This is a genomic window from Shewanella sp. SNU WT4 (genome assembly GCF_006494715.1).
Taxonomy (GTDB): Bacteria; Pseudomonadota; Gammaproteobacteria; order Enterobacterales; family Shewanellaceae; genus Shewanella.
In genome coordinates, this window is the sequence record NZ_CP041151.1 from 2506521 (window position 1) to 2532048 (window position 25528).

Below are 25528 nucleotides of genomic sequence, written 5' to 3' on the forward strand. Positions count from 1 at the left end.
AGACAGGCAAACTCATGACAAAATTTCCTGCTTAAATAATTGGCAACCACACCTGCGCTACTTGCCGCTAAGCTCATGAAATGACACTCTAGACACATTTTTAACCTCTTTGGTCTTTTTCATGGATTTTTTGTCTTTTTTTAGCTTACCGCAATGGATTGTTATCTGCGCCTTAAGCTTGGTCAGCCTGATGTTAGGCGCTTTGTTTAATCAAAAGAAAACTCGCAGCCATTGGCAAGCCATGACAGATCAATTAACCTTTGAGCAACAACAGGTCAATCAGCAGCTACAACAAGAATTAGATCAAGCAGATACTCAAGTTGATTCACTGCAACAGCAAGCAATGCAACAGAGGCTGCAATTAGATCAATTATTGGGGGAATTGGGCAATCAGCGTGCCAAAGCCGACCAAGTGCCGCAATTACAACAAAGCTTGAGTGACAAAGATTATAAGCTTGATGAAATTCGCTTAGCCTTATCTAAGCAATACGCTGAAAATCAGCGTTTAATGGCGCAGTCTACTGCCGAAAAACAAGCCCTTAATGACAAAATTGCCTTACTTGAAAGCGCCGAACTGCGATTAAAAGAGCAATTTGAGCAACTCGCTCATCGCATCTTTGAAGAGCGCAGTGATAAGTTAACCGAGCAAAATGCCAGTCATATGGGGCATATCTTGGCGCCATTAAAGCAACAGTTAGAAGGCTTTAGGCAACAAATTAATGAATCCTACCAGCATGAACAAAGTGAGCGCTCAGCCCTAAAGCATGAGCTTAACCAATTGGCGCAGCTGAATCTTAAGATGAGCCAAGATGCGATTAACTTAACCCGCGCGCTTAAAGGCGATAATAAGCAGCAAGGCAATTGGGGCGAAGTGATTTTAGAGCGGGTCTTGTCTGAAAGCGGTTTGCGTGAAGGCCATGAATACGACACCCAAACGGATTTAAAAAACGATCAAGGCCAAAGATTTAAGCCTGACGTGATAGTGCATTTGCCCCAGCAAAAAGATATTGTTATTGATGCAAAAATGTCACTGGTGGCCTATGAGCGTTACTTTAATAGTGATGATGAGTTAGTGCAGCAACAGGCGCTAAAAGAGCATTTATTGTCGATGCGCCAACATATTCGCGGCTTAAGTCAAAAAGACTATCAGTTGCTGCATGGCATCAAAACCTTAGATTATGTGTTGATGTTTATTCCGGTGGAACCTGCGTTTTTATTAGCACTGGATAAAGATCCGAGTATTATTAATTTCGCGTTAGATCATAATATTATGTTAGTCAGTCCCACCAACTTATTAGTGGCGCTGCGCACGATTCAAAATATTTGGCGCTATGAATACCAAAATCAACATGCGCAGCAAATTGCCAAGCAAGCTGGGCGAATCCACGATAAATTATGTGGTTATGTAGAAGAAATGGATAAATTGGGGCGTACCTTAGACACGGCTCAAAAAAGTTATCAAAATGCCATGAGCAAATTATCGACAGGTAAAGGCAACTTAATTCGCCAAGCTCACCAAATGCAGCAATTAGGGGTAGATACCAGTAAACAGCTCGACCGTCACTTGCTTGAAAAAGCATTACAACAGGCCAATGAATCATAATCAGCCACACAGGGAGGTGACACTATGATAAAAAAATCCTTAGTTTATTTAGTCTCGATAGGCTTATATGCCTGTATCGTGCAACCAGTAAGTGCTGCCCTCACTGAATCGCAAAAAAATTATGTGGCCGCAAGAGCGGCCCTTAAAAGTGGCGATGACTACAGCTATCAACGGCTTAAACGCCGTTTAGCTGATTACCCGTTGGTGCTTTACCTTAATTATCATGAAAAAATTGATCATTTAGATGGCCTAAGCGCGTCACAATTTGCGAAGTGGTCAGCTCAATTTGAGGATTCGCCCTTATATCAAGGGGCAAGGCATCGTTTTTTAATGTCCGCCGGAAAACAAGAGCACTGGCAAGATTTTTTAAGCATTAGCCCAAGTGCGCCCAATAGCATTGAACTGCAATGTTATTACTATCAAGCTCAGCTTGCTAAGGGCGATAAGCAAGCAGCCTTTGACGGCGCCAAAACGCTATGGCTTTATGGTGCGTCGCAGCCTAAAACTTGTGATGAGTTATTTAGCAAATGGAGTAACGCTGGCGAGCTTAGCGAAGCGTTAATCTGGCAACGCATGCTGCTCGCCTTTGATGCCAAGCAATTAGGCTTAATGAGCCACTTAGCTAAATCCATGAAGTCCCATAAAGCGCAGGCGCAGTTACTCATTGATGTCTATGGCGACCCTAAGCAGCTGCGTCATACTCAAAAATTTAAAAAATCCGACCCTTTAGTGGCTGATGTCGTCACTATTGGCTTACGAAAACTGGCGCAAACTAATTTATCTAAAGCCTTTAGCTTATATCAGAGCTATCAACAAAAGGGGCTGTTTTCCAAACAGCAATCGCAACTGGCAGCTCACGCCTTAGTGCGCCGCGCGCTCATTAATCAAGATGTTGAATACCTAAGCCGCATAGATTCACTGCTGCCCATGATAAACAGCGATGATGTCACTGAAATGCGCCTGCGCTGGGCCATTAGAGATAACGACCTTAAGTCTCTGACTCAATTTCTTCCCTTACTGAGCCCAGAAGCGCAGCAAGAGAGCCGCTGGCAATATTGGACGGCGCGCAGCCGTAACGATATTGAGCTATTAAAAAAACTTAGCGCCCAGCGTAATTTTTACGGTTTTTATGCCGCCGAGCAGTTGCAGCAAGATTATCAAATGGCTCATAACCAGTTGCCAGCACTTAGCCAGCAGCAGCAAAGAGAACTGCAGCAAACCCCAGGCTTTTTAAGAATGCTGGAGTTTAAAGCCTTAGATAAAAAGGGGTCGGCACGCATCGAATGGGACTATTTAATCCAAAACTCTGATAACGGTCCAGCCTTTGGCCAATTGGCTATCATCAAAGGTTGGCCAGAGCTTGCGATTCAAGCGACCATTGCCGGTAAGCATTGGGATCATCTGGCGCTGCGTTTCCCCATCGCCTTTAAAGACAGCATGCAAGCTGCCGCACGCCGTCATCAAGTGGATTTGTATGAGATTTTAGCCATTGCGCGGCGCGAAAGCGCCATGTTCCCACTAGCGCGCAGTAGTGCCGGCGCCATGGGGTTAATGCAAGTCATGCCAGCAACGGCTAAGCAAACGGCTAAGCGCTATAGCTTACCCTACAGCAAAGACACGCAGTTACTTGAGCCCAAGTACAACGCTAACATTGGCACTGGATATTATAAGTATCTGTTAGAGAAGTATAATGGCAATCGCGTTCTAGCCATTGGTGCCTATAACGCCGGTCCTAGTCGCATTGCTAGCTGGTTAGCCCGCGCTGACGGTCAATTAGATACCATGGCATTTATTGAAAGTATTCCGTTTAAAGAAACCCGCGAATACGTGCAAGCCGTGATTTCTTATCGAATTATTTATGAAGCGTTACACTCAAATGGCAAGGTGGCGCCATTATTTACCGACAGTGAGATGCAATTTGCCTATTAATCTTACCTAACGTAAAGGCTCACTAATAACCTCAACTAAGACAAGGAGTCTCACTGTGAGTAATTTGCTTAATGGCTTAATTAACCAATTACAGCAAGTGTTATTAGGGAAACCGCAGCCGATAAAATTGGCCTTAGCGTGTATTTTAGCGCGAGGCCATTTATTAATCGAAGACTTGCCAGGCATGGGTAAAACGAGTCTGGCGCAAGGGATTGCGTTAAGCCTTGGACTCAGTTATCAACGCATTCAATTTACCAGTGACATGCTGCCTGCTGATATCTTAGGTGTGACCATTTTTGATAGGCAAGATAGTCAGTTTATCTTCCATCCGGGCCCGATTTTCCAGCAAATGATCTTGGCCGATGAAATCAACCGCGCCAGCCCTAAAACCCAAAGTGCCTTGTTAGAGGCCATGGCCGAACATCAAGTAACCTTAGATGGCAAAACTCACCGCCTGCCCTCGCCTTTTTTTGTGATAGCCACTCAAAACCCCAGTGAACAAGCCGGCACCTTTATGTTGCCAGAATCCCAGTTAGACCGTTTTATGATGCGCATTTCTTTAGGGTATCCAGATAATCACGCCGAAATGCAAATGCTGCAAGCCATGGCGAGTAATGCCCATCAAACCGAACTTGCTCAATGCTTAAGCCCGACCCAGTTAGTGGAACTGCAGCAACGGGTTGATAATGTTACTGCCTCAGATGCTGTGCTGCGCTACTTATTAGCCTTAGTGCATGCCAGTCGCCACAGCGCTGATGCAACCGGATTATCACCGCGCGCAACTAAGGCGTTATTGCAAGCCTCCAAAGCCTGGGCGATGTTAGAGAACCGCGATTATGTGCTGCCAGATGATGTACAAGCCGTGTTTGTAGCTGTGGCCCAGCATAGAATGCGTAGCCGCAGTGATTTACAAGGCGATAGTCACTGCCTGCAGATACTTAATCAAGTCAATCCCATCCGCTAATGGATTGTTGACACAATCAATACAAGCAGTGGTGCAGAATAGATGGGCGGTGAATAGTCGCGAATAGTCTTTGGCCATTTAAGGATAGGTAAATGATGAGCGGTGGCAGATTTTTCAACACACAGGCGCGCCAGCAATTACTCCAGCGCTGGCTTAATAAGCGCTTGCCGGCGGCAAACCATATCACCTTAAATCATCACAGCATTTTTATTCTGCCCACGTTTCAAGGCCTGTTGTGGGTGATTATGGTGTTATTACTGTATTTGTTTGGCACAAATTATCAGAATAATTTGATCATAGGTCTTGGTATTTTAATGCTAGGGCTATTTGTTACTTCCATTTTATTGTGTTATCGCAATCTGGCAGGAATAGATTTAAGTGCCAGACCCATAGGCGAAGTTTATCAAGGCAATACCTTAGGCATTGCCATAGGCTTAAGCGCGCGCCAAACCTCCTACCATTTGCAGCTTAGTTACCATAATAAACAATCAGTTACCTTAGCGCAGTTAACTACAGATAGCCAAGATGTGTATGTCCCCTTTAATGCTGTGCGCCGCGGGTTTATTGAGCCGCCGCGTTTAACCTTGGTAAGCGCCTTTCCCTTAGGCCTATGCCGCGCTTGGACTTATGTAAATTTAGCCAATCCCTTGTGGGTATTTGCAGCTCCTATTGCAAGCACTCTGTTATCGGCTCAATTCACGCCGGACAATCAAACGGGCAAAGGGGCGCCGCAAACTGGAGCCGATGAATTTATTGGCCTTAAAAACTATGTGGTGGGCGATGCACTTAACCGTGTGGCATGGAAACAATGGGCGCAAAAAAATACCATGCAAGTTAAGCAGTTTCATCAGCCCCAAGGCTTGCCTCAATGGTTAATCTTGCCTGAGGTTTATGGCGCGGCGCGGGAACTTGCCATTTCCCAGCTCACTTTTAAAGTCAATGAACTCATAGCGCAAGGCATTAGCGTTGGCCTAGCACTGCCACGCCAACGCTTGCCCCCCGATGATAGTGAGGCTCATAGACTCCGCTGCTTACAAGCCCTCGCCGCGTTGCCGCTAGCAACAGAAACTAGTGCGGAAGCAGCGACTCGCCTGAAGGACAATGGCCGCCATGAGTGAGCAATTGATCCCACGGCGCAGTCAGCTTTGGCTGCTGATTGTAAATATTGCCGTGTTATTGCCCTTAAGCCCTCATGCAACGTCTTGGAGTTTGGGGATTTGCACCATTTGCTGGTTGTGGCGCCTTGGCATTTATTTTGGCAAGGTGGCTAAACCGCCACGCATTTTAGTATCAGGCTTAGCCCTTGGCGCCGCCGCAACCTTAGCCTTAGTCGCTACCGATATTGGCGCGCTCAATGCCTTAATTAACTTATTAATCTTGGGCTATGCCCTTAAATACATTGAAATTCGCCAGCAGCGCGATATTCACACCATAGTGTTAGCCGGCTTCTTTTTAGTGGCCTTAAGTTTTATTGATAATCAGTCCATGGGCGCAGCGCTCATTATGCTGATTATTGTGATGCTAAATTTAGCGGCGCTCATGAGCCTCTATATTACTCATATTAGTGTTATCCATGCTTTTGGTTTTATTGGCCGCTGGTTGTTATTAAGTGCGCCGCTCGCCTTATGTTTATTTTTAATACTGCCGCGCTTACCGCCGTTATGGTTAAGTCCGCAGCTAAATACGACGGTGACGGGGCTATCCAATGAAATGGCCCTTGGTGATATTACTGAGCTCACCCGCTCTAATGAGCTCGTTTTTAGAGTGAGTTTTGATGCACAGATCCCAGCAGTCGCAACGCTTTACTGGCGCGCGCTAGTGTTAGAAGATTTTGATGGTGAGCGCTGGCGCCAACAAGCGCACATCCAACAAGCCGAAGCGCAAGTGGCGACAGACTTACCCGCAAGAAGGCCTGATTTAACTCTGCCAGAGCGCCAAATCATAAGCTATGACATCATCATGGAGCCAAGCCAACAAACTTGGTTAGTGGGTTTAGATACCGCCTTTAGTCAGTCAGACCATGTGGTTAATACCTATCAATATCGCCTCTTGGCTAAACAAGCCGTGAATCAAACCATGCGTTATCGAGTATCAAGCGTGAGTAACTCCCCGATGGGGCTTGATTTAATAGCCTCTGACTATCAAGCCAACTTATTGCTCCCCACTGAGCACAAGGCATTAGAGCAAAACATTCTAAATCCACAAACCGTGAGCTTAGGGCAAGAATTTGGCCGACGTTTCCCCGATCCCAATCAGCGCCTTAAAGCCATGCAGCAATACTTTCAGCAGCAGCCATTTTTTTATACCTTAACCCCGCCGCGCCTTGGCGCCGCACAAATCGATGACTTTTTGTTTACCAGTAAACAAGGATTTTGCGGCCATTACGCCTCAGCGCTTGTGTATCTTGCCCGCGCCTCAGGCATGCCGGCTCGAGTGGTCAGTGGTTATCAAGGCGGGATAGTGAGCCCTGATAAAGACTTTGTCAGTGTCTATCAATACATGGCTCATGCCTGGGTTGAAGTGTGGATTCAAGGTCAAGGTTGGGTGCGCGCCGACCCTACGGCTATGATAGCGCCTGAGCGCGTGCTTGATGGTTTTGATGCACTGTTTACTCCGCAGCAATCCTATTTAGCGCAAAGCCATCAATTTAGCCAAAAACTGCAATTACATCCTTGGTTTATCGCGCTGCAATCACAATTTCACATGGCCGATTATTACTGGAGCCAATGGGTGCTGGGCTTTGACAATGACAAGCAGCTAAAGATACTAAACCAACTGTTTGGCACAGTATCTGCGCTGAAAATCGGCGCCTTACTGCTGGCAAGTTTAGCTATAAGCTTAATTTTATTGCTGTTAGTGCCAAGTTTGAGTGTTAATAACCGCCGCCACGATGCCTTAGCGCGTCACTATCGCCGCTTAAGTGCCTATCTGCATAGCCATTACGGCTTATCGGCCGTGGCCACGCCCAGAGAAGTGCATCAAAGTATTAGCGCGCATCATCCCCATCTTAATGATTTAAGCCTCAGCCTTTACCAAGATTTTATTTATGTGCGTTATCAAGAGGCCGCGCCTAAGGCAGAAACTAACACTCGTAAAGCGCTAGAGCGCAATTGCCATGGCTTGATCCGTAAGCTTTATTGGCGATTAGTTTTTTATCGCTTACGCCAGCATCTATTAAGTGTCATCCGTTAACCATCAGGCGAAGAGCTAAAATATTCAGGCCTTAGCTCAATAAGCCAGCATAGTTAAGTCATTCAGTTGAATGGGGATTATCAAAGGCATAGAATGACTTTTTTATTCTAGCGTGAGCACCTTATGCTGCATCTTATCCAGTCGAATCAAATGGAATTGCTCGCTGAACAATTAGCGAATTTATTGACACTCGACAGTGGCGCCTCGGCATTAAGCCAAGAGCAAATCTTAGTGCAAAGTCCAGGCATGTCGACTTGGTTAAGATTACAAATTGCCAGTCATAATGGCATAGCCGCAGCGCAAGAGTTCCCCTTACCTTCAAGCTTTATTTGGCAATTGTGCTATTTGCTGCTTGAAGATGTGCCAGAAGAAAACCCTTTTACTAAAGCGGCCATGACCTGGAAGCTAATGGCGCTATTGCCAAGTTATTTAGATCAGGATGAATTTGCGCCGCTGCGCCATTATCTTGGTGATGGCAAGCCCTTAAAGCTGTATCAACTTAGCGCTAAAATCGCCGATATTTTCGATCAATATTTAGTTTATCGCCCCGAGTGGATTTTAGCCTGGGAAGAAAACGATCCCTTAGCAGCCCCTAACATTAGCGCTGAGCATGCATGGCAACCTTTGCTGTGGCGCGCATTAGTGGCTTATAACCGCGATACCTTAGGTCAAAGTGATTACCACAGAGCAAACTTGCATCAAGCGCTGATCTCACGCTTAAACGCAGGCACTCATAAGGCTAAATTGCCGCCGCGTTTTTTTGTATTTGGCATATCGTCCATGGCGCCGCAAACCTTAGATGTGATTTACGCCCTCGCCAGTCACAGCGATGTATTTATGCTTAATCTAAGCCCGTGTGAGCATTATTGGGGCGATATTGTCGACCCGAAAGCGCGGGCGCGCATGGCACTCACCTATGCCAATAAAAAGCAGCTTCCCGCCTTATGGCAAGACAGCTTAGAAGTCGGCAATCCGTTACTCGCTAACAATGGCAAGATGGGTCGCGAGATGCTCGACATGCTCCTTGAACTTGAGCCCACGCATATTGCTTGGCATGAAGCCTTTAAAGCATCACCTCACAACAATATGTTGTCCGGGCTTCAAAACGATATTTTGGAAATGTCGACCTTAGGCACCTCCTTGTGCCCTGAGGTTGAGCAATACATCAATATTCAGCGGCGCCGAGAATTAGCACCTAACGATCATTCGTTAGTGCTGCGCAGTTGTCACAGCCCACTGCGTGAAATCGAGACCTTGCATGATCATCTATTAAGTGAACTGGACGCTGACCCAAGTCTGAGCCCGCGGGACATAGTAGTCATGCTGCCCGATGTGGCCGCTTACGCTCCTTATATCGATGCTGTTTTTGGGGCTAAACAAGGCCATCACTTTATTCCTTATGCCATTAGTGATCGCGGCGCCGCGCAAGAATCACCGCTGATTAATAGTTTTTTAAATTTATTACAGCTTGATACCAGCCGCTTTGGCCTCACTGACATTATCAGCATTTTAGAAGTGCCAGCCGTGATGGCGCGCTTTGATATTCATAGTGATGAGCTAGAGCGCCTAACCTTGTGGCTGCAACAAGCAGGTATTCGGTGGGGACGCGATGCCGATAATCGCGCTGAGCTTGGCTTGCCTGCCTTTGACAAACATTCATGGGCCTTTGGTATTCGCCGCCTTATCTTGGGCTACGCCTTGGGCGATGATGCCAATATTTATCTTGGCGATTTACCTGTGGCTGGCATTGAAGGTCAAAATGCGCAGTCGCTGGGTAAACTCTTAGATTTTATTGAAGTACTCGATGGCTTTCGCCAGCAAATGAATCAAAACGGCGATGCCATTAGTCGCATCCAATGTTTGCAGCAACTGCCCCTAGATTTATACCTTGCCAGTGATGATGACGATGCTGATTTAAAGCAGATTCAAACGGCGCTAGATCAATTTAGCCACCAAGTATTACCTTCAGGCTTTGACGGCGACTTGCCCTTAGCCGTGATTCATCAATGGTTTAATAGCGTGTTAAGTGAATCACGCGTAGGGCAACGTTATCTTGCTGGCAGCGTTAACTTTTGCACCTTAATGCCTATGCGCTCCATCCCATTTAAACGGGTATGTATGTTAGGCATGAATGATGGCGTGTATCCACGGGTCCAGCATCCTGTAGGCTTTGATTTAATGGCGCATTTAGGGGCCAAGCGCGGCGATCGCTCGCGCCGCCTTGACGATCGCTATTTATTCTTAGAAGCCTTGTTATCGGCGCGTGAGCAACTGTATATCAGTTATGTCGGTCACAGTGAACGCGATAACAGTGAGCGCATTCCATCCATGTTAGTGTCTGAGCTGATTGAATATTGCCAGTTATGCTATCGCCCAAGTGACTGCATCCCGAGTGGCAAGCAAGATACTGCCACCTTAGTGCATGAAGGCAACCATGCCGCTAAAAAACTCCTTAACAGCATATTGCGCGAGCAACCGCTGCAACCTTTTGATCCTAAGTTGTATCAAGTGCCAGCAACTCGCAGCGCCAGCGATTTAACCGATTCAAATAATGGCAGCAATGGCCTCTCGCAAAGTTATGCGGCGCAGTGGTGCCCAGCGCCAAGAGAGCTTAATGAGCCGCAGCATTTTATCAATGCCGCCATCGAGCAAGAACAAGCACAAGCCAGTCACCTTGAATTGGCGACCTTAATTCGTTTCTTTAGAAACCCGTGCCAGTATTTTTTCCAGCACACCCTGAAGGTGGATTTGCGATTAGACATAGATAGCCAAAGCAATGATGAACCTTTTGAATTGAACCCTTTGCAGCGCTATCAGGTGCAGCAAAGCCTGCTTGATAGCGCCTTAGCCAATCCCCAAGGTGAAATTGATGCCAGTCTGATTGATGAGTTAAAAGCGGCTGGCCAATTACCTATGGCGCCGTTCGATCAATTAACCTTAACTCAATACCAAAAGGATATTGGCGCCCTCATTGAACGCAGTCTGTTTATGCGCGCGCTCTTGCCGACGCCAACCCCGATAGATATTGAGCTTCATTGTGACAAGGTTATTCTTGAGGGGCGAATTGAGGATGTTTACCCCAAAGGGCTTATTAATGTGCGCCCTGGCACCACTAAACCTAAAGACTTATTACGCTTATATTTGCGTCACTTATGCCTTAATGCCAGTGGCTATCATACCGATGCCTACCTGTTAGATGTTGGACATTTCCATCACTTAGCGCCGTTAACCGCTCTGCAAGCATTAAATTGCTTAAATGAGTTAATCGAGGCTTATCATCAGGGTCTGCGTTTGCCATTAGCCTTTATGGCACAAACCTCTCTAGCCTATCAAGAGTGTGATAATGCTCTGAGCCATCAAGAGAAACTCGATGAAATTGAAGCTGTGTGGCTCAATGATTCCGGCTTTGGTGATGGCGCCGACCCGCATAATGCCCGGGTATTTACATTCCCCGATGATTTTACTGATGGCTCTATCAATACTAAAGCCGCCCCTTGGAGCTTTGCCCAAGTGGCCCACAGGATATATGCCCCTATGTTGAGCCTCTATCACACCGACACCTTAGCCAAACTCGACGCTTTTGTGGGAGATAACGCATGACAGCCACAGCATTAGATGCACTCACCCTGCCGTTATCCGATAGACGCTTAATTGAAGCCAGTGCGGGTACAGGTAAAACCTACACAATTTCAGGTTTATACCTAAGATTATTGCTTGGCGATAATGGCCGCGAGCCCTTAAGCTGCGAACAAATTTTGGTGGTAACTTTTACCAATGCCGCCACGGCAGAGCTTAGAGACAGGATTAGAAATCGAATCAAGCTTTGTTATCAGCGCTTTATTGGGCTGGATGTCGATGATGATTTTATTAATCGCTTGTATCACAGTTACCCAAGCGCCGATATTACTCTGGCGCTGCGCAGACTCGATCTTGCGCTTAAGAGCTTAGATGAAGCCGCCATTTTTACTATTCATGGTTTTTGTCAGCGCATTTTATCCGACATGGCATTTGAATCGGCGCTGCTATTTGAATCTGAGTTCACTTTAGATGACAGCCAATATTTGCAGCACAGTGTGCGCGATTTTTGGCGCCATGCTTGTTATCAATTACCGGAATTACTGGCAAGCGCCATAGAGGGTAAATTTAGCCAACCTAATGATTTATTAAAGCAACTGCGGCCACTGATTGGTGCCAGCCAAGCCAAGCTTAATCGCCAAGTAAAGCCCTTTGATGAGGTTTGCCAGGCATTAACTCAACAAGTAAGTCGCTTGCGCCTTGAATGGCCACGAGTGCGCGCCCAAACCGAAGAACTACTGCATAGCTTACCACTCAATGGCGTAAGTTACGGTAAAGCCGATGATGGTTTCCCAAAACTGGCCGCCATGCTAGCCAGCATGGATAACTGGTGCTTGTATGGCGCAGGCTTACCAGCGCCTAAGTTATTAGATAGCTTGTCATTATCAAATCTTAAACTTAAAAAAGGCGGCAGTATTCCACTCGATAGTGAGCTGCCCATCTTAGGTCAAATTGAGCGTTTGAATGAAACTATCAATGGCTTAATTCCCGCATTCTTAGTCAAAGCGCGCGCTCAAATTAGTGCGCGCACCCAGGAATTAAAGCAGGAGCGTAACTTATTAAGCCCTGATGACTTACTGCTGACCTTAGCCAATGCCATCATAGGCTTAGACTTGGCTATGTGTCAGAGCGCTAATGCCGATGAATCCAGTGATGAAAGTGCCCATATAGCCGCTAGTCTGTTGGCACAGCAAGCTATTAGTCAGCAGCTCACCAGCAGCATAGCTAAGCGTTTCCCGGTAGCCTTAATCGATGAGTTTCAAGACACAGATCCGCTGCAATTTGCTATTTTTTCGGGCATTTACCCAGCAGTTGCTAGTGAGGCGCAGCAGCATACCTTATTGATGATTGGCGATCCTAAGCAAGCCATTTACGCCTTTCGCGGCGCCGATATTTATACCTATATCAGCGCGCGCCAACAAACCGCTCATCATTATCATCTCGATACTAATTATCGCTCGAGCCTTGCTATGGTAAGCGCGGTTAATCAGTTATTTACCCAAGTGGATGACCCATTTATCAGTGACACCATCAGCTTTGATGAGGTCAAGGCCGCCGATAAGGGCAGTAAAGCGCTGATTGAGCCAGAATCCTGCGCTGCCTTGCAACTGCGCTTACTGGCTGAAGATCCCGACAAAGGTCTTAATAAAACCACGGCCAGAAAACAATTAGCGGCCGATGCCAGTAATGAGATAGCTAGGCTACTTAATTTAGCCTCAAGTGGCGCGGCGACTTTGGTGGCGAAAACAGATAAATCAAGCCCACTCAAAGCTAAAGATATTGCGGTATTAGTGCGAGACAGAAATGAAGCGAACGTCATGCGTGATGCCCTCACGCAGCGCGGCATTGGCGCGGTCTTTTTAAGTCGAGATAGCGTCTTTGATACCGATGAAGCTCGGCAAATGGTGCTAATTTTGCGCGCCTTAGTTGACCCGCGTGATGAGCGCGCTATTCGCGCCGCCCTGGCCTGCCCGCTGTTAGGTTTTAGCGCTGACAATATTCATGAATTTAATCAGTCTGAAAACATGCGCGCGCAGATTTTAGAGCAGTTTTTAACTTTGCATCAATTGTGGCTGCGCCGCGGCGTGATGCCAGCGTTACTGAATTTAGCCGACTCATTGAATTTACTTACCCGGCTGCAGCAAGCAAAAGATGCCGATAGACAGCTCACGGACTTTAGGCATTTAGCCGAATTATTACAGCAAAAAGCTGCTGAGCTTGATGGCATGAGCGCCCTACTTAACTGGTTTGAGCAAGAAATTTCCTTGCATCAAGGTGGTGAAGAGCAGCAGTTAAGGTTAGAAAGCGAGCAAAACTTAGTACAAATTGTCACTATCCATAAGAGTAAAGGGCTGGAATACCCAGTGTGTTTCTTGCCATTTGTGAGTCTGGCGCGAGATCAATCGCGCCGCCCGGCGCCTATGCTCTACCACCAAGCGCAACACCTTATCTGGGATATCGATGGTAGCGATGACGGCTGGGAGCTAGCCAAACAAGAAACCTTAGCGGAAGATTTACGCCTCTTGTATGTGGCGCTCACCCGCCCTGTGTATCGCTGTTACTTGTATGTGGCTAACCATTGTCGCATCAGTAAAAAAGGTGATGTCACCAGTTTCTTAAAAGATACCGCCATAGGTTACTTACTTGGCATTAGGGCTAAGGATTGTCGTTATATTGATATTGCTAATAGCGTCAACGCATTAGTGCACAGTGACGCAACTGATTCAGATACTAATCAGCCAATTGACCTCATAGCTAAGCACGAGATTAATCCGCTGCAGGCAGAGATTAAGCTGCAAACAACAGCCAGCACAGACATGCAAACCTTGGCCGCCAGAACGCCAAAAGCCAGATTTAGCATTTCATGGCGAGTAGGCAGCTATTCAGGCTTAGTCAAACACTTGCCCCATGAAAAAGTGCAACCGGGCGCCGATGATGAAGCCGATAACAGCATAGCGATTTTAGAGCCTGATGTTATCACCCAAGATAATCGCTTTAGTTTTGAGCGCGGCGCCAATGCAGGTTCATTCATGCACTCGGTATTGGAATTAATCGATTTTATTCACGCAGAACGCGATCTTAGCAAGCACTTACCAGAAGCCATGAAGCAATATCAAATTGATACGCGCTGGCAAGACGTGCTTTATCACTGGTATCTAGATATTTTGCGCAGCCCATTAGCACTAAGTGATGGCACCAGTCTGCAATTAAGCGAATTAACGCCTAAACACAAGCTAGTAGAAATGGAGTTTTACCTGCCAACGGTTGCTATTAACGATAGAACACTGGCAAGTTTACTTAAACGCCATGGTTATGGCGGCGAACTCAGGTTTGATAGCTTCCAAGGCATGCTCAAAGGTTTTATCGATTTAACCTTTGAATATCAGGGTAAATATTTCATTGCCGATTATAAATCTAATCATTTGGGGGACAGTAGCGAACATTACTTACACCCCGCCATGGCCAGCGCCATTCAAAGCCATAGATATGATTTGCAGTACTTAATTTACACCTTAGCCCTGCACAGATACCTAAAGCTAAGGCTTAAGGATTATGACTATGAAACCCATATGGGCGGCTGCTTTTACTTATTCTTACGCGGCATGACTGCCGAGCGTCCTGGCGCTGGGGTATTTTTCGATAAACCGCCATTTATCTTGATTGATGAATTAGATGCGCTCCTGCGCGCGCAGCCTCAACAAGCCAGTGCGACCAATAGCGCCAGCACGAATTCACAGGAGATAAATGTATGATTGAATCTTGCCTGCCCATTAGCGCCTTACTTAAAGAGTGGCAACGACTGCGGCTGTTAACCGCGCTCGATCGCCACTTTGCGCTGCAAATGGCGAAAATCCATCACAACCATAGCGATGAATTATTGCTGTTTTGCGCCTTATTAAGCCGTCAGTTATCAGCGCAGCACCCGTGTTTAAAGCTTGATGAATTGGACTTTACTAATCCACTCGCTGAGCGCCAACCTAGCTGCCAGATAACAGTCAGTATTGACGAGTGTCAGCAGCGCTTATTAAGCTTTGCCCCCGTAGGTCGGCCTGGTGATGACAAACCATTAATTCTCGATGGCAATAAGCTCTATTTAAAACGCTATTATGATTTTGAGTGCCAAGTGGCCGAAAAATTACTGGCGCTATCAAGCCAGCATTACCCAAGCAATGATGCGAGCATACAAGCCTTAAATGCGCTATATCCAAGTGGCAATGAGCTTGACTGGCAGAAAATCGCTACCGCAACCGCCTTTAGCCAGCAACTAGCCATCATTACTGGCGGCCCTGGCACAGGTAAAACCACCACAGTCACTAAGTTATTACTGCTGCTGTGCGCGCAAGATGAATTAACCATTAAGCTAGTGGCACCTACGGGTAAAGCGGCGGCGCGACTCACTGAATCCATCAAGGCCTCAAAACGGCGCTTAGCCACTGAACTAAGCACACTTGATGGCATTGATATCAATGCGTTAGAGCGTATTCCAGAAGATGCTTCAACCCTGCACCGCTTACTTGGGGTATTACCAAACTCGCATCAGTTTCGACATCATCAAGCTAACCCCTTGCACCTTGATGTGTTAGTGGTGGATGAAGCCTCTATGGTGGATTTACCTATGATGCAAAGATTACTGAGCGCTCTACCAAGCCATGCGCGCTTAATATTACTTGGGGATCAAGACCAGTTGGCCTCAGTAGAAGCCGGCGCTGTGCTGGCTGATATCTGCGCTGGCCTTGCCGTCAACCATGGCTGGCAAATGCGCTACAGCCCAGCATTTGCAGCAAATTTAAGTGCCATGACAGGCCATGATATGAGTGGCTTAGTGAGTCACAATTCTGGCCTAGGTGATAACTTATGTATGCTGCGCCATAGCCATAGATTCGTGGGTGATGCTGGCATTGGCGTCTTAGCCAAAGCGGTCAATGAATGTGATAAACAAGCGATACGGCGCGCTTGGGCTCATAACTACAGCGAGATCACTTGGCTTGATGATCAGCAGCAAGGACTTGAGCCGCTAAAAGAATTAGCGGTTGAGCAATATCGCGACTATTTAATCGTGATTAACCGCGCCGACGTTAGCCCAGAAGATATGATTGAGCGCTATAACCAATTTCGGATTTTATGTGCCACCCGCGCCGGCGACTATGGGGTCGAGGGCATTAACTTGCATGTGACTCAAGCATTAAAGCAAGCGGGCTTAATTCGCCCCGAGAATGAGTTTTATGCCGGCCGCCCCGTCATTATTCAAAGCAATGATTACAACTTAGGCCTATTTAACGGCGATATTGGCTTGATTTTACCCGATAGCAGTCAAGGTTCAATGCGCTTAATGGCGCACTTTGTTCAAGCCGATGGCAGCATACTTAAGGTCTTACCGGCGCGCTTGCCTAATCATGAAACTTGTTTTGCCATGACAGTGCATAAAAGCCAAGGCAGTGAATTTGCCCATGTGGCATTCGTGCTGCCGCCCAATCCAAGCCCGGCTCAAAAACAATTACTGACCAAGGAGTTAATTTACACCGCCATCACTCGCGCTAAATTAGCTTTTACTTGCTTAGGCACCCAAAGAGTGTTTGAAATGGCAAGTATGCAAAAAACCGCCAGAGCTTCGGGCTTAGCGGCACGCTTATGGCCTAGTTTTTAACCAGTCACACCAGAAACGCTTGCCTAGTGCGCACTTGCCATTAAACTGTGGCGTTAATGTGCATTTAGGCAGTGGAGAAACGATGAGCTCAATGAATCTATTATTATTATGTGGTGGCGGTGGCAGTGAACATGCCATTTCTCTGATGTCTGCGGCTTACGTTAAAGCCACGCTTGAATCCATTGCAGGCGCCAATGTGCTGCAACTTGAACTTGCCAGTGATGGTAAATTTCACACCTTAGATGGTCTGCCAGCGCAATTAACCGCAGATCACCAAGTCGTGTTTACCGAGCAAGATAGACCAAACTGGCACATAGATTATGCCATTCCTTGTATTCACGGCTATCCAGGCGAAACCGGCGATATTCAATCATGGTTTGATTTAATTAAACTGCCCTACTTTGGTTGCCAAGGCGAAGCCAGCATTAATTGCTTTAATAAAGTGACCGCTAAAATGTGGTTTACGGCCTTAAATATTCCAAATACCCCGTGGCTATTTTTAGATGAGCTCAATCAAGACGCCATTGAAAAAACTCAAGCGGCACTTGCCAATTGGGGCTCAGTGTTTGTTAAAGCCGCAAGCCAAGGCTCATCAGTCGGTTGCTATAAAGTTGAAGATGCTAGCCAAGTCGCTGATGTTTTAGCTAAGGCTTTTAGCTTTAGCCCTTATGTTATTGTGGAAAAAACCATAGTAGCGAGAGAGCTTGAAGTCGCTGTGTATGAATATAACGGCGAAGTAGTGGCAAGTGTACCGGGCGAAATTGTATGCGCGTCTAACACTTTCTATAGTTTTGAAGAAAAGTACGACAGCAAAAGCCAAGCCGTGACCCATGTGGTTGCGCCTAATTTGTCGGCTGAAACTAGTGAGTTAATTCGTCAATATGCCATTAAAGCGTTTAAAGGCATGAAATTACGTCACTTATCACGCATCGACTTCTTCTTAACCGCGGATAATGAAATCTTACTCAATGAAATTAATACCTTCCCAGGTATGACCCCGATTTCTATGTTCCCTAAGATGCTTATCAATAATGGCCATGATTTTGCGGCCATGCTCGAAGGTAATATTCGTAGCCAATTACCGGGTTAATGATTGCCATTAACCCATAACATCAAGAGTGGTGCTCATTATCGCCGCTCTTGTTTATTGGCTTAAGCTCGCTGCTTTATCTAACTGCCGCTAGCAGTAGCTAGCTGAGTGTTAGCTTCTATCTAGAACCAAGTTTAACTTGCCACTCCATTAGGCCACTAAAGCGCCATAACTCAGTCATATTTCACTCAAGAGATTGCCATAGCTATCAGCCTTAGTGGCTAAACGCACATTTATCACCGACATGCTTGAGCATCGCGCCCGCTTTGCCTACAATAGCGAAAATTTTTTTCATCAAAGAAGCCATTATGAACGACACTACAGCTCGCCCAACTTTACCAGACAGATTGTCAGTTAATCCACGTAGCCCACACTTTGTTGAAGCTATTTTTGAATTCGACATTGGTATTCGTGTTAACGGTAAAGAGCGTTTTGATGTTGAAGAATATTGCATCAGCGAAGCTTGGGTTAAAGTTCCAAGCACTAAAGCCTTAGATCGCCGTGGACAACCACTGTTGATGACCATTAAGGGTCCTGTTGAAGCTTTCTATCGCTAAAACAGCTTAACTGTGGTCAAAGCTTAAGCTTTTGACCACAGTGTTATGTTGCTACGCTCGCCATTACTGCTACACATTATTTTCTCTCTCAATTAAACTCAATTAGACTCAATTAATTTATAATCTCGCCGCCTGAGTATTATCCTAAAAGCGATTAAACATCAGGGTTAAAATACAAGCGCATCGGTTACTGCCAGTAATGTGTCAATTAGGCTGAATACTTAAACTGAATACTTGGCCTGCATATAAGCCACCGACTCACGAATTAACTGCGCTAACACCTCAATATCTAACTGCGCCAATGTATTGAAATATAAACATGACACACTGGTTTTATGCTTACCAAGCTTGTCTAGCAAAGACAGATATTCACTAAAGCCTGGCATGATATAAATGGTCATATTTTGTTTACGTGGTGAAAATGCGATGAGCGGCCAATCGCCATGTTGGCTACTGCGCTCACTTTGATAATGATACTCACCAAAACCTATCATATTGCTCCCCCATAACACAGGCGCAAAACCCGTGACACGTTCAAACAATGCGACTAGCTCAAGGCTATCTTGCTGGCGCTGTGGATTCGTTAATTGATTTATCCATTGCAGCACATTGGCATCTGACTTCTGGGTTGTTAATTCCGCCATATCACTCTCACGTTCATATCAACACTTATCATTTTTTAAGTTTAAATCATTACAAGCAAAGCCTTGTTATTTTATTTGAACGAGCAGTTTTTATGATCTAACGCCAATCCCAGCGGTATTACCGCCCCATCTGAAATAATCGCTAACTAGAGTGAATTCCTTAATTAATTGATACCAAACCCTATTAACAAGCTAGACCTATAATTACCCCCCCTAAAATTAAACATAAGAAAGCCCCGCGATTTGGCGGGGCTTAAGCAATCATTCCATTAGCAGTTAAAACTGTTGGAACCAACGCTGAATTTGCTGTGGATCTTTAGTTTGAGTTAACGACAGCATTAATAAAATGCGCGCTTTTTGCGGGTTAAGATTACCCGCGGCAATAAATCCATATTTAGCGTCATCAATTTCAGCATCTAAGGTAGTAGCGCCCGTTGGAACTCGGCTTGAGCGCACCACTAAGGTACCTTTCTCACTGGCCGTAGCTAAGGTATCAAAAATAGAATGGTAGATATTACCGTTACCAACACCGGCACTTACTATTCCGTCAAAACCAGCCTCAATCATAGCTTTCACTGGTAAATCCGTTGCATTGGCGTAGTTATACACTATGCCGACCTGAGGCAATTTATCAAGCTTGCTCACATCAAACGGCGTTTGCGTGGTGTGTAGACGCTCTGTCTTGCCCATGTACTCAATCTTGCTGTTATGAACAACACCCAGTGGGCCTAAGTTTGACGCCGCAAAGGTATGCACGCCGGTGGTATTGGTCTTAGTGATATCGCGGGCGTTAAGCACAGTATCATTCATTACCACCAGCACGCCGCGGCCTTTAGAATCAAGATTAGCAGCCGTAGCCACGGCGTTATAGAGATTCATTGGTCCATCAGCACTCATGGCCGTAGAAGGACGCATAGCGCCAACCAGCACTACCGGTTTATCGCTCTTAACCGTTAGATTTAAAAAGTAGGCGGTTTCTTCTAAGGTATCTGTGCCATGGGTGATCACTATGCCATCCACGTTTTTATCCGCCAGTAACACATTAATGCGCTTAGCTAAATCAAGCCAAACTTTATCATTCATGTCTTGTGAGCCAATTTTGACTAACTGCTCGCCTTGAATATCAGCCAACTGTTTCATCTCAGGCACAGCCGCAATTAAGCTACTTATGCCTACTTCACCAGCTTGATAGTTAGACTCTGTGGCTGATTGCCCGACCCCTGCAATCGTGCCTCCGGTAGCAATAATCCGTACCTGTGGAAGCGCCTGTGCCGTCGATGAAATACATAACCCTAAGGCTACCGAGAGCAAGAGCTTACGCATTGGAAAATTCATACTTACATCCTTTTTTTATATGAGTTGCTGTTAGTGTGAACTATTAACTAATTAAAACCGTGACTATTCTCACCAATATAAAATATTAACTATCACTTTCCACATTATTATTTAAACAGCATCATCTACAACAGGCCAAGCTTTAATAGCAACCACTGCAATAGCGGTATTATTTAAATCACACTATTCCCGATATCAACGTCAAGCTCTAACAAATATCAAAAGTGAGGCATCAGTTCAAAAACATGCCCACCTATAAATAATTAGCGTCTGGATTATTTATTTCAATTGTTTTAAAACAAACGCAGAGAATGACATCTAAATAAATATAGTAACAAGAATTGCAATTGTAATTTATCTTGTTAATGGCTAGCCTTAAACACTCTTTGTCATTACTTAGCTTTATATAATGTTAAGTAATGACTAGCTTACTGCTATCATTGAGATAAAAGGTTTAGTTTGATAAACCTTTTACTCAATCGACTTATCGTAAATTAAGCGTTCTAAATTTACGCCAACTTTCGCGCTTTAACGGAATAGAGTAAAGGCACCTGCTGCCCTTTATATAACAACTGATATCCAAGGTTTGGCACAGATTCTAGCCCTTCAAAGCAAGGATAGGGGCTATAAGCATGCTCAGCGAACGATTCAATCGTTAGGCCTGCGGCAATTAAAGCATTAAGCACTTCACTAATAGAATGCGACCAAGTGATCACAGTCGATTTAATGCCATCGCAGTTTTCGGTATAAGTACCTTCTTGCTCAACGTCCGGCTCACTGCTTGGGAAATAGGAATATCCCGAAAGTAAATTATGAAAGGTATGAAATTCAACTAAATGAAACTCACCGCCAATGGCAAGTGCGTTGGCTATGGTGTGAGCCCAATCATTTAAGTTTGGCAGCCAGCATAAAACACCATATGACGTAAAAACTATGTCGAATTGATTGACATTGTCTCGGCCAAATTGCACTAAATCGCTATCAATAAAATTGGCCGTGAGTCCCAGAGCCTGTGTTAACTCTTTGGCATGAGAGATAGCCACCGCAGATAAGTCAACACCTGTGACCTTGGCGCCTAAACGAACCCAGGACAAGCTATCTTGACCAAAATGACATTGTAAATGCAGTAATGATTTGCCTTGAACATTGCCCAGTTGTTTTAGCTCTACTGGGTTAAGCGAGCAGCGACCATTTTTGAAAGATTTGACATCATAAAACTCAGATTTCAGGTGCAATTTGGTTCGCTTATCCCACGCTTGTTTATTTATACTCAAATAATCCATGGTTACTCCGCTATGCTTGGCCAAGTTGCTAGCAAATCTAGCAGCTATTTAGCAAAATTGCAGTGAATCGCCGCTTGAGTTGCCAAACATATTAGCTGACGTCTGGAACAAGTAATTAATATGAGTCTTTTAGGTAGGGATAAATAGTGCTTAAAGAGTTAACGCAATCAGAGTTAACCTTTACGACTTTAGCTAGCTCTTCAATGCTTGATGTAAACCAAGCTCTTGTTGCTTGGCTTTAGTTAATCCCAGTGACACTAAGCGATGGGATTCAGTTAGGTAATAACGTAAGTCTTGATCTTTATCCGCTGCAATATCTAACTGCTGTATCCATTTCATGCCGCGACTGGCGAAATATGGCGCAGGAATGTAACCTTGGCACTCACTTAAAAAATAAAAATTTTGCTCTGAGGTTTTAAACGTATATGCAGGATGTTTACCTTTACTCCAGCTGCCAATAGCAAAGACTTTAGCATCGACTTTCCACACATGTGAATTGCCCCATTGCATCACATAAGTTGTTGCCGGCAAGGAGGCACAAAACTGATTAAATTCTTGGTAATTCATAATAATTCCTGCTGTTTATACCTTTAAATGACCACTCGAAAGCAAGTAAGCTGGTTTTTAATTCAGCAAACATTAATTCAGCAAGCATTGTTTTAGTCAATATTGATGGTTAACTTTAGCGGTTAATAGCCCAGAACTGATAGTCTCTAATATTCTGCTTTACCTAGCAGCGATGGGGAGTTTTCGTTTATCACTTTATCTCAGGATAAGTTACCAGCATAAAAAAACCACTCAATGAGTGGCTTTTGGGGACTAATAATGAGCAAACATGTTCAGCCAGCGAATATGTTTAGTTGCTTAAATGCAATATCGGCTGCTGGCTATACCATAAGGCGATATTTTTAATATCAGCTTCGGTTATCGCCATGACTTGAGCTTGCATGATAGCGTTAGCGCGCTGGCCTGATTTGAATTCCAGCAATTGCTTCACTAAATAGGCAGGCTGCTGGCCGTACAAACTTGGGTAGCTAGTCGCCATAGTCAACATGCTTTGGTTGTGACAAGCAATGCATTGACGCATAGCGATATGAGCGCCCTGCTCAGCATCCGCTTGATGTTCAATGATGGCAGCAGGCACACTAATAGATAACTTAGCTAAGGCTTGGTTATAACTGTCATGGCTATAGCGTTGAAAGCCAGGCGCGGCTTGAGCCTGTACTGCTTGGCTATCACTCTTTGGCATTGCCTCTTGCGCTAACACAGTTAACGGTAAGCAGAGTAAGGCTAAGCCCAGACATTGGCGCATTACATCACTCATCACGCGGCTGCTACTTTTGCGATTAACACTAAAGCGCATCATTATTGGCTCTCCTTAGTGGGCATGGCTGGTTGCTGCTCGGCAATCAAAGGCAAGCGGCGAAACTTAGTCATGTCCATTTCAGTCTCACCATAATGAGTCGCTAAATAATCCAATACTGGCTCCCAAGTATCAGATAAATCCCACAAGCCTTGGGTATCAACCATCCACTGAATGGTTTTACGCCAGGTATCTTTACTGCCTGAGTTTTGCGGGATGATAAGGCTGGTATGGCATGCATTACATTGATAATTCACCATTTCCCAACCCGGCGCCATGATTAATCCCGAGACGGGGTCTATGCCATATTCAGTGGGTGTTTGTGCTTGCGCCAATACAGGCGCCAGCAGTAAACACGCAGCGCTAATGGCCACTGTGCATGCATTAATTGTCATTAAACCACCCTTACTGCTATGCGATGACAACCATTGAACATATAACCTTTAGGGTTCCACTGTGGCTGCACTACTGGCTGTGATACACCATTAGAATCTGTGGCGCGTGCCCAAATTTCATAGTAGCCCGCTTGTGGCAAGTCTAAATCGATATCCCACTGCTGCCATGCGGTATGGTTAGCAGGCTTAGTTAAATTGGCTTTCTTCCAAGTGGCGCCGTAATCGTAACTCACTTGCATATCAACCACTTCTTGCATACCTGCCCACGCATGGCCGCGTACTTGTAAGCGTTTGCCTAACTTAGCTTCAGTGCCGGTTTGCGGATGGGTGATGATGGATTTAACAATCATTTCTTGAATGACGTTAAAATCTTTATCAGCCACTTCTTCGCCTGGTGCAATCGGGTATTTAGGCACGCTGTAAGCTGGGGTTTTCATTTTTGAGCCGTCATGCACCTTGTTACGAATGCTAATGCCGGTGGCGGCTTTATTAGAAACTGATGCTGGACGCCCGCCAAACACTATGCGCAGTGGATAGCCATGCATGTAAGGAATATCAGCGCCATTCATTGACCAAGCAATCAGGGCATCATCATTCAGCGCAGCCGCAATCGGCACGCCGCGTGAAATGGCCTCACCTTTGCCACTTAAATGTAAGTCAGCGCTATGATGGCCGGTATAGACGGCATCAGGCTTAACGCCGCAATCATTTAACACATCGCGCACTAACACCCCAGTCCACTCAGAGCAGAATACCGCTGAGTTATTCCACTGATTACCTTTGGTATTTGGGAAAAATTCTGAACGGCTATTGCCACCGCATTCCAAGGTCAATTTTAAGGTATGGGCTTTGAACTTAGACTTCAGCTCATCAATGGTATAGGTCTTTGGGGTTTCACAGGACTCACCATCAACGCTAAACGTCCAAGTCTTAGGGTTGATTTTCGCAAAATCAGGTAATTGGCCATTCCAGCGAATAAAGGCAACATCGGCAGGCGTGTTGACTGGGTCGAGCATAAATTCTGGTGGATAAGCATTGACTGGATTGGTGTTTAATAACTTGAAATAACTTGGCAGCTGATCTGCCCGGCTCCAAGTTAATGAGGCGATATCTAACGGCACTAAGCCCAAAGGACGATTGGCGGCATAAACCCAATTAATCGGCAACATAGCGCCAACGGAAGTGGCTAATGCGCCTTTAAGGAATGTACGTCTATCGATTGCCATGTTTATTGTCCCTTGCCTTGATTAAAATAGTTGGCCATTTTTTGCATGTCTTGTTCTGATAATAATTTGGCCACTTTTGACATAGTGCTGTCACTGCGTTGATCTGATTTAAATGCTTGTAACTGCGCCACTATATATTGGCGATTCTGCCATTTAAGATTAGGGATAGAAGTGAATTCACTTGCCCCATCTATGCCATGGCAGGCAACGCACATATTGAGCAGATGTTGATACTTGCCATCCTCTGCTTGAACATTGGCGCTTACGCTCAGCCATAAACAGCTGATTGCGGCCAATATCATGGGGATGTTGCGGGTGATCGTCATATTGACACCTTAAAGCCTGATAAAATATTGATAATCAGTCCGACTAAGATCTGCCTATCAGCTACAACTCCATCGCTTCACTGAACTTGCCATCAACCAGCGTTAGCGCAAATCAATCGGCAAAATAATGAAGTCATTGTTAAGCATCGAATGCTAGCTAGATTCGATCTTTCAGCAGGTCGTATACTAAACACCTAGCCACCTGATGAAAAGCACAAAACAAGCCAAAATAGGCCATAAATCACACACTTAAGTGTGAAAAAATCAAAAAAATTATAAAAACAAACACGCCAATTAAAAGCTCACAACAAACACAACCACAGAGGCCAATCTGCATCAAAAGGTATCAATCGAGTGCGGTCGCAAAAAATAAGAAAGTGCGAGCAAGGCAGCAAGTTAGC

At 45.4% G+C, this 25528-nt stretch carries 18 protein-coding genes; 10 read left to right on the forward strand and 8 right to left on the reverse strand.

The genetic code is table 11. The annotated features are described in order from the left end of the window. Positions 1-121: 121 nt before the first annotated feature. The 10 genes from rmuC to FJQ87_RS11295 all read left to right on the forward strand — a co-directional run bounded on the left by rmuC (position 122) and on the right by FJQ87_RS11295 (position 18555). A complete protein-coding gene (gene rmuC, locus FJQ87_RS11250; protein ID WP_140932714.1) occupies positions 122-1603 on the forward strand; it encodes a DNA recombination protein RmuC in 1482 nt (493 codons plus the stop codon). 24 nt (positions 1604-1627) lie between these two features. Beyond that, entirely contained in the window at positions 1628-3532 is a 1905-nt protein-coding gene (locus FJQ87_RS11255; protein WP_140932715.1) for a transglycosylase SLT domain-containing protein, read from the forward strand. Positions 3533-3587: 55 nt separating this feature from the next. After that, positions 3588-4496 (forward strand): MoxR family ATPase, encoded by a 909-nt coding sequence (locus FJQ87_RS11260; RefSeq protein WP_140932716.1) that lies wholly within the window; start codon positions 3588-3590, stop codon positions 4494-4496. A 92-nt stretch (positions 4497-4588) separates the two neighbouring features. Beyond that, a complete protein-coding gene (locus tag FJQ87_RS11265) occupies positions 4589-5614 on the forward strand; it encodes a DUF58 domain-containing protein (RefSeq protein WP_140932717.1) in 1026 nt (341 codons plus the stop codon). Continuing rightward, positions 5607-7688 (forward strand): DUF3488 and transglutaminase-like domain-containing protein, encoded by a 2082-nt coding sequence (locus tag FJQ87_RS11270; protein ID WP_168195180.1) that lies wholly within the window; start codon positions 5607-5609, stop codon positions 7686-7688. The genes FJQ87_RS11265 and FJQ87_RS11270 overlap by 8 nt, the downstream gene beginning before the upstream one ends. A 123-nt stretch (positions 7689-7811) precedes the next feature. After that, positions 7812-11288 (forward strand): exodeoxyribonuclease V subunit gamma, encoded by a 3477-nt coding sequence (gene recC / locus FJQ87_RS11275; protein ID WP_140932719.1) that lies wholly within the window; start codon positions 7812-7814, stop codon positions 11286-11288. Beyond that, positions 11285-15016 carry an exodeoxyribonuclease V subunit beta gene (gene recB / locus FJQ87_RS11280; protein ID WP_140932720.1) on the forward strand — a complete coding sequence of 1244 codons (3732 nt, stop codon included), beginning with the start codon at positions 11285-11287 and terminating at the stop codon, positions 15014-15016. Before recC ends, recB begins: the two co-directional genes overlap by 4 nt. Next, complete coding sequence (gene recD / locus FJQ87_RS11285) at positions 15013-16908, forward strand: exodeoxyribonuclease V subunit alpha (protein ID WP_140932721.1); 1896 nt, start codon at positions 15013-15015, stop codon at positions 16906-16908. Before recB ends, recD begins: the two co-directional genes overlap by 4 nt. Before the next feature lie 82 nt (positions 16909-16990). Next, a complete protein-coding gene (locus FJQ87_RS11290; protein ID WP_140932722.1) occupies positions 16991-17998 on the forward strand; it encodes a D-alanine--D-alanine ligase in 1008 nt (335 codons plus the stop codon). Between the two features lie 308 nt (positions 17999-18306). Next, a complete protein-coding gene (locus FJQ87_RS11295) occupies positions 18307-18555 on the forward strand; it encodes a DUF3297 family protein (RefSeq protein WP_140932723.1) in 249 nt (82 codons plus the stop codon). Positions 18556-18776: 221 nt separating this feature from the next. Here the strand turns inward: FJQ87_RS11295 and FJQ87_RS11300 are convergent, their stop codons facing one another. The 8 genes from FJQ87_RS11300 to FJQ87_RS11335 all read right to left on the reverse strand — a co-directional run bounded on the left by FJQ87_RS11300 (position 18777) and on the right by FJQ87_RS11335 (position 25127). Further along, on the reverse strand, positions 18777-19199 hold the full coding sequence (locus tag FJQ87_RS11300; RefSeq protein ID WP_140932724.1) for a DUF1801 domain-containing protein: 423 nt from the start codon (positions 19197-19199) through the stop codon (positions 18777-18779). A 276-nt stretch (positions 19200-19475) separates the two neighbouring features. Beyond that, a complete protein-coding gene (ansB, locus tag FJQ87_RS11305; RefSeq protein ID WP_140932725.1) occupies positions 19476-20534 on the reverse strand; it encodes an L-asparaginase 2 in 1059 nt (352 codons plus the stop codon). 509 nt (positions 20535-21043) lie between these two features. Next, positions 21044-21817, reverse strand: a complete 774-nt coding sequence (locus FJQ87_RS11310; protein WP_140932726.1) for a class I SAM-dependent methyltransferase — start codon at positions 21815-21817, stop codon at positions 21044-21046. Positions 21818-22009: 192 nt separating this feature from the next. Beyond that, complete coding sequence (locus FJQ87_RS11315; protein ID WP_140932727.1) at positions 22010-22384, reverse strand: MmcQ/YjbR family DNA-binding protein; 375 nt, start codon at positions 22382-22384, stop codon at positions 22010-22012. 289 nt (positions 22385-22673) lie between these two features. Further along, complete coding sequence (locus FJQ87_RS11320) at positions 22674-23183, reverse strand: hypothetical protein (RefSeq protein ID WP_140932728.1); 510 nt, start codon at positions 23181-23183, stop codon at positions 22674-22676. Next, entirely contained in the window at positions 23183-23575 is a 393-nt protein-coding gene (locus FJQ87_RS11325) for a cytochrome C (RefSeq protein WP_140932729.1), read from the reverse strand. The genes FJQ87_RS11320 and FJQ87_RS11325 overlap by 1 nt, the downstream gene beginning before the upstream one ends. Then, positions 23575-24801, reverse strand: a complete 1227-nt coding sequence (locus tag FJQ87_RS11330; RefSeq protein WP_140932730.1) for a molybdopterin-dependent oxidoreductase — start codon at positions 24799-24801, stop codon at positions 23575-23577. The genes FJQ87_RS11325 and FJQ87_RS11330 overlap by 1 nt, the downstream gene beginning before the upstream one ends. Before the next feature lie 2 nt (positions 24802-24803). Then, positions 24804-25127: a cytochrome c gene (locus FJQ87_RS11335; protein ID WP_240778699.1), complete on the reverse strand. Its 324-nt coding sequence runs from the start codon at positions 25125-25127 to the stop codon at positions 24804-24806. Between the last annotated feature and the right edge of the window lie 401 nt (positions 25128-25528).

What these genes read in the sequence shown, in the direction of transcription:
- rmuC (WP_140932714.1), top strand. Translation starts at nt 122, where the DNA reads ATGGATTTTTTGTCTTTTTTTAGCTTACCGCAATGGATTGTTATCTGC.
- FJQ87_RS11255 (WP_140932715.1), top strand. Translation starts at nt 1,628, where the DNA reads ATGATAAAAAAATCCTTAGTTTATTTAGTCTCGATAGGCTTATATGCC.
- FJQ87_RS11265 (WP_140932717.1), top strand. Translation starts at nt 4,589, where the DNA reads ATGATGAGCGGTGGCAGATTTTTCAACACACAGGCGCGCCAGCAATTA.
- FJQ87_RS11270 (WP_168195180.1), top strand. Translation starts at nt 5,607, where the DNA reads ATGAGTGAGCAATTGATCCCACGGCGCAGTCAGCTTTGGCTGCTGATT.
- recC (WP_140932719.1), top strand. Translation starts at nt 7,812, where the DNA reads ATGCTGCATCTTATCCAGTCGAATCAAATGGAATTGCTCGCTGAACAA.
- recB (WP_140932720.1), top strand. Translation starts at nt 11,285, where the DNA reads ATGACAGCCACAGCATTAGATGCACTCACCCTGCCGTTATCCGATAGA.
- recD (WP_140932721.1), top strand. Translation starts at nt 15,013, where the DNA reads ATGATTGAATCTTGCCTGCCCATTAGCGCCTTACTTAAAGAGTGGCAA.
- FJQ87_RS11290 (WP_140932722.1), top strand. Translation starts at nt 16,991, where the DNA reads ATGAGCTCAATGAATCTATTATTATTATGTGGTGGCGGTGGCAGTGAA.
- FJQ87_RS11295 (WP_140932723.1), top strand. Translation starts at nt 18,307, where the DNA reads ATGAACGACACTACAGCTCGCCCAACTTTACCAGACAGATTGTCAGTT.
- FJQ87_RS11300 (WP_140932724.1), bottom strand. Translation starts at nt 19,199, where the DNA reads ATGGCGGAATTAACAACCCAGAAGTCAGATGCCAATGTGCTGCAATGG.
- ansB (WP_140932725.1), bottom strand. Translation starts at nt 20,534, where the DNA reads ATGAATTTTCCAATGCGTAAGCTCTTGCTCTCGGTAGCCTTAGGGTTA.
- FJQ87_RS11310 (WP_140932726.1), bottom strand. Translation starts at nt 21,817, where the DNA reads ATGGATTATTTGAGTATAAATAAACAAGCGTGGGATAAGCGAACCAAA.
- FJQ87_RS11315 (WP_140932727.1), bottom strand. Translation starts at nt 22,384, where the DNA reads ATGAATTACCAAGAATTTAATCAGTTTTGTGCCTCCTTGCCGGCAACA.
- FJQ87_RS11320 (WP_140932728.1), bottom strand. Translation starts at nt 23,183, where the DNA reads ATGATGCGCTTTAGTGTTAATCGCAAAAGTAGCAGCCGCGTGATGAGT.
- FJQ87_RS11325 (WP_140932729.1), bottom strand. Translation starts at nt 23,575, where the DNA reads ATGACAATTAATGCATGCACAGTGGCCATTAGCGCTGCGTGTTTACTG.
- FJQ87_RS11330 (WP_140932730.1), bottom strand. Translation starts at nt 24,801, where the DNA reads ATGGCAATCGATAGACGTACATTCCTTAAAGGCGCATTAGCCACTTCC.
- FJQ87_RS11335 (WP_240778699.1), bottom strand. Translation starts at nt 25,127, where the DNA reads ATGACGATCACCCGCAACATCCCCATGATATTGGCCGCAATCAGCTGT.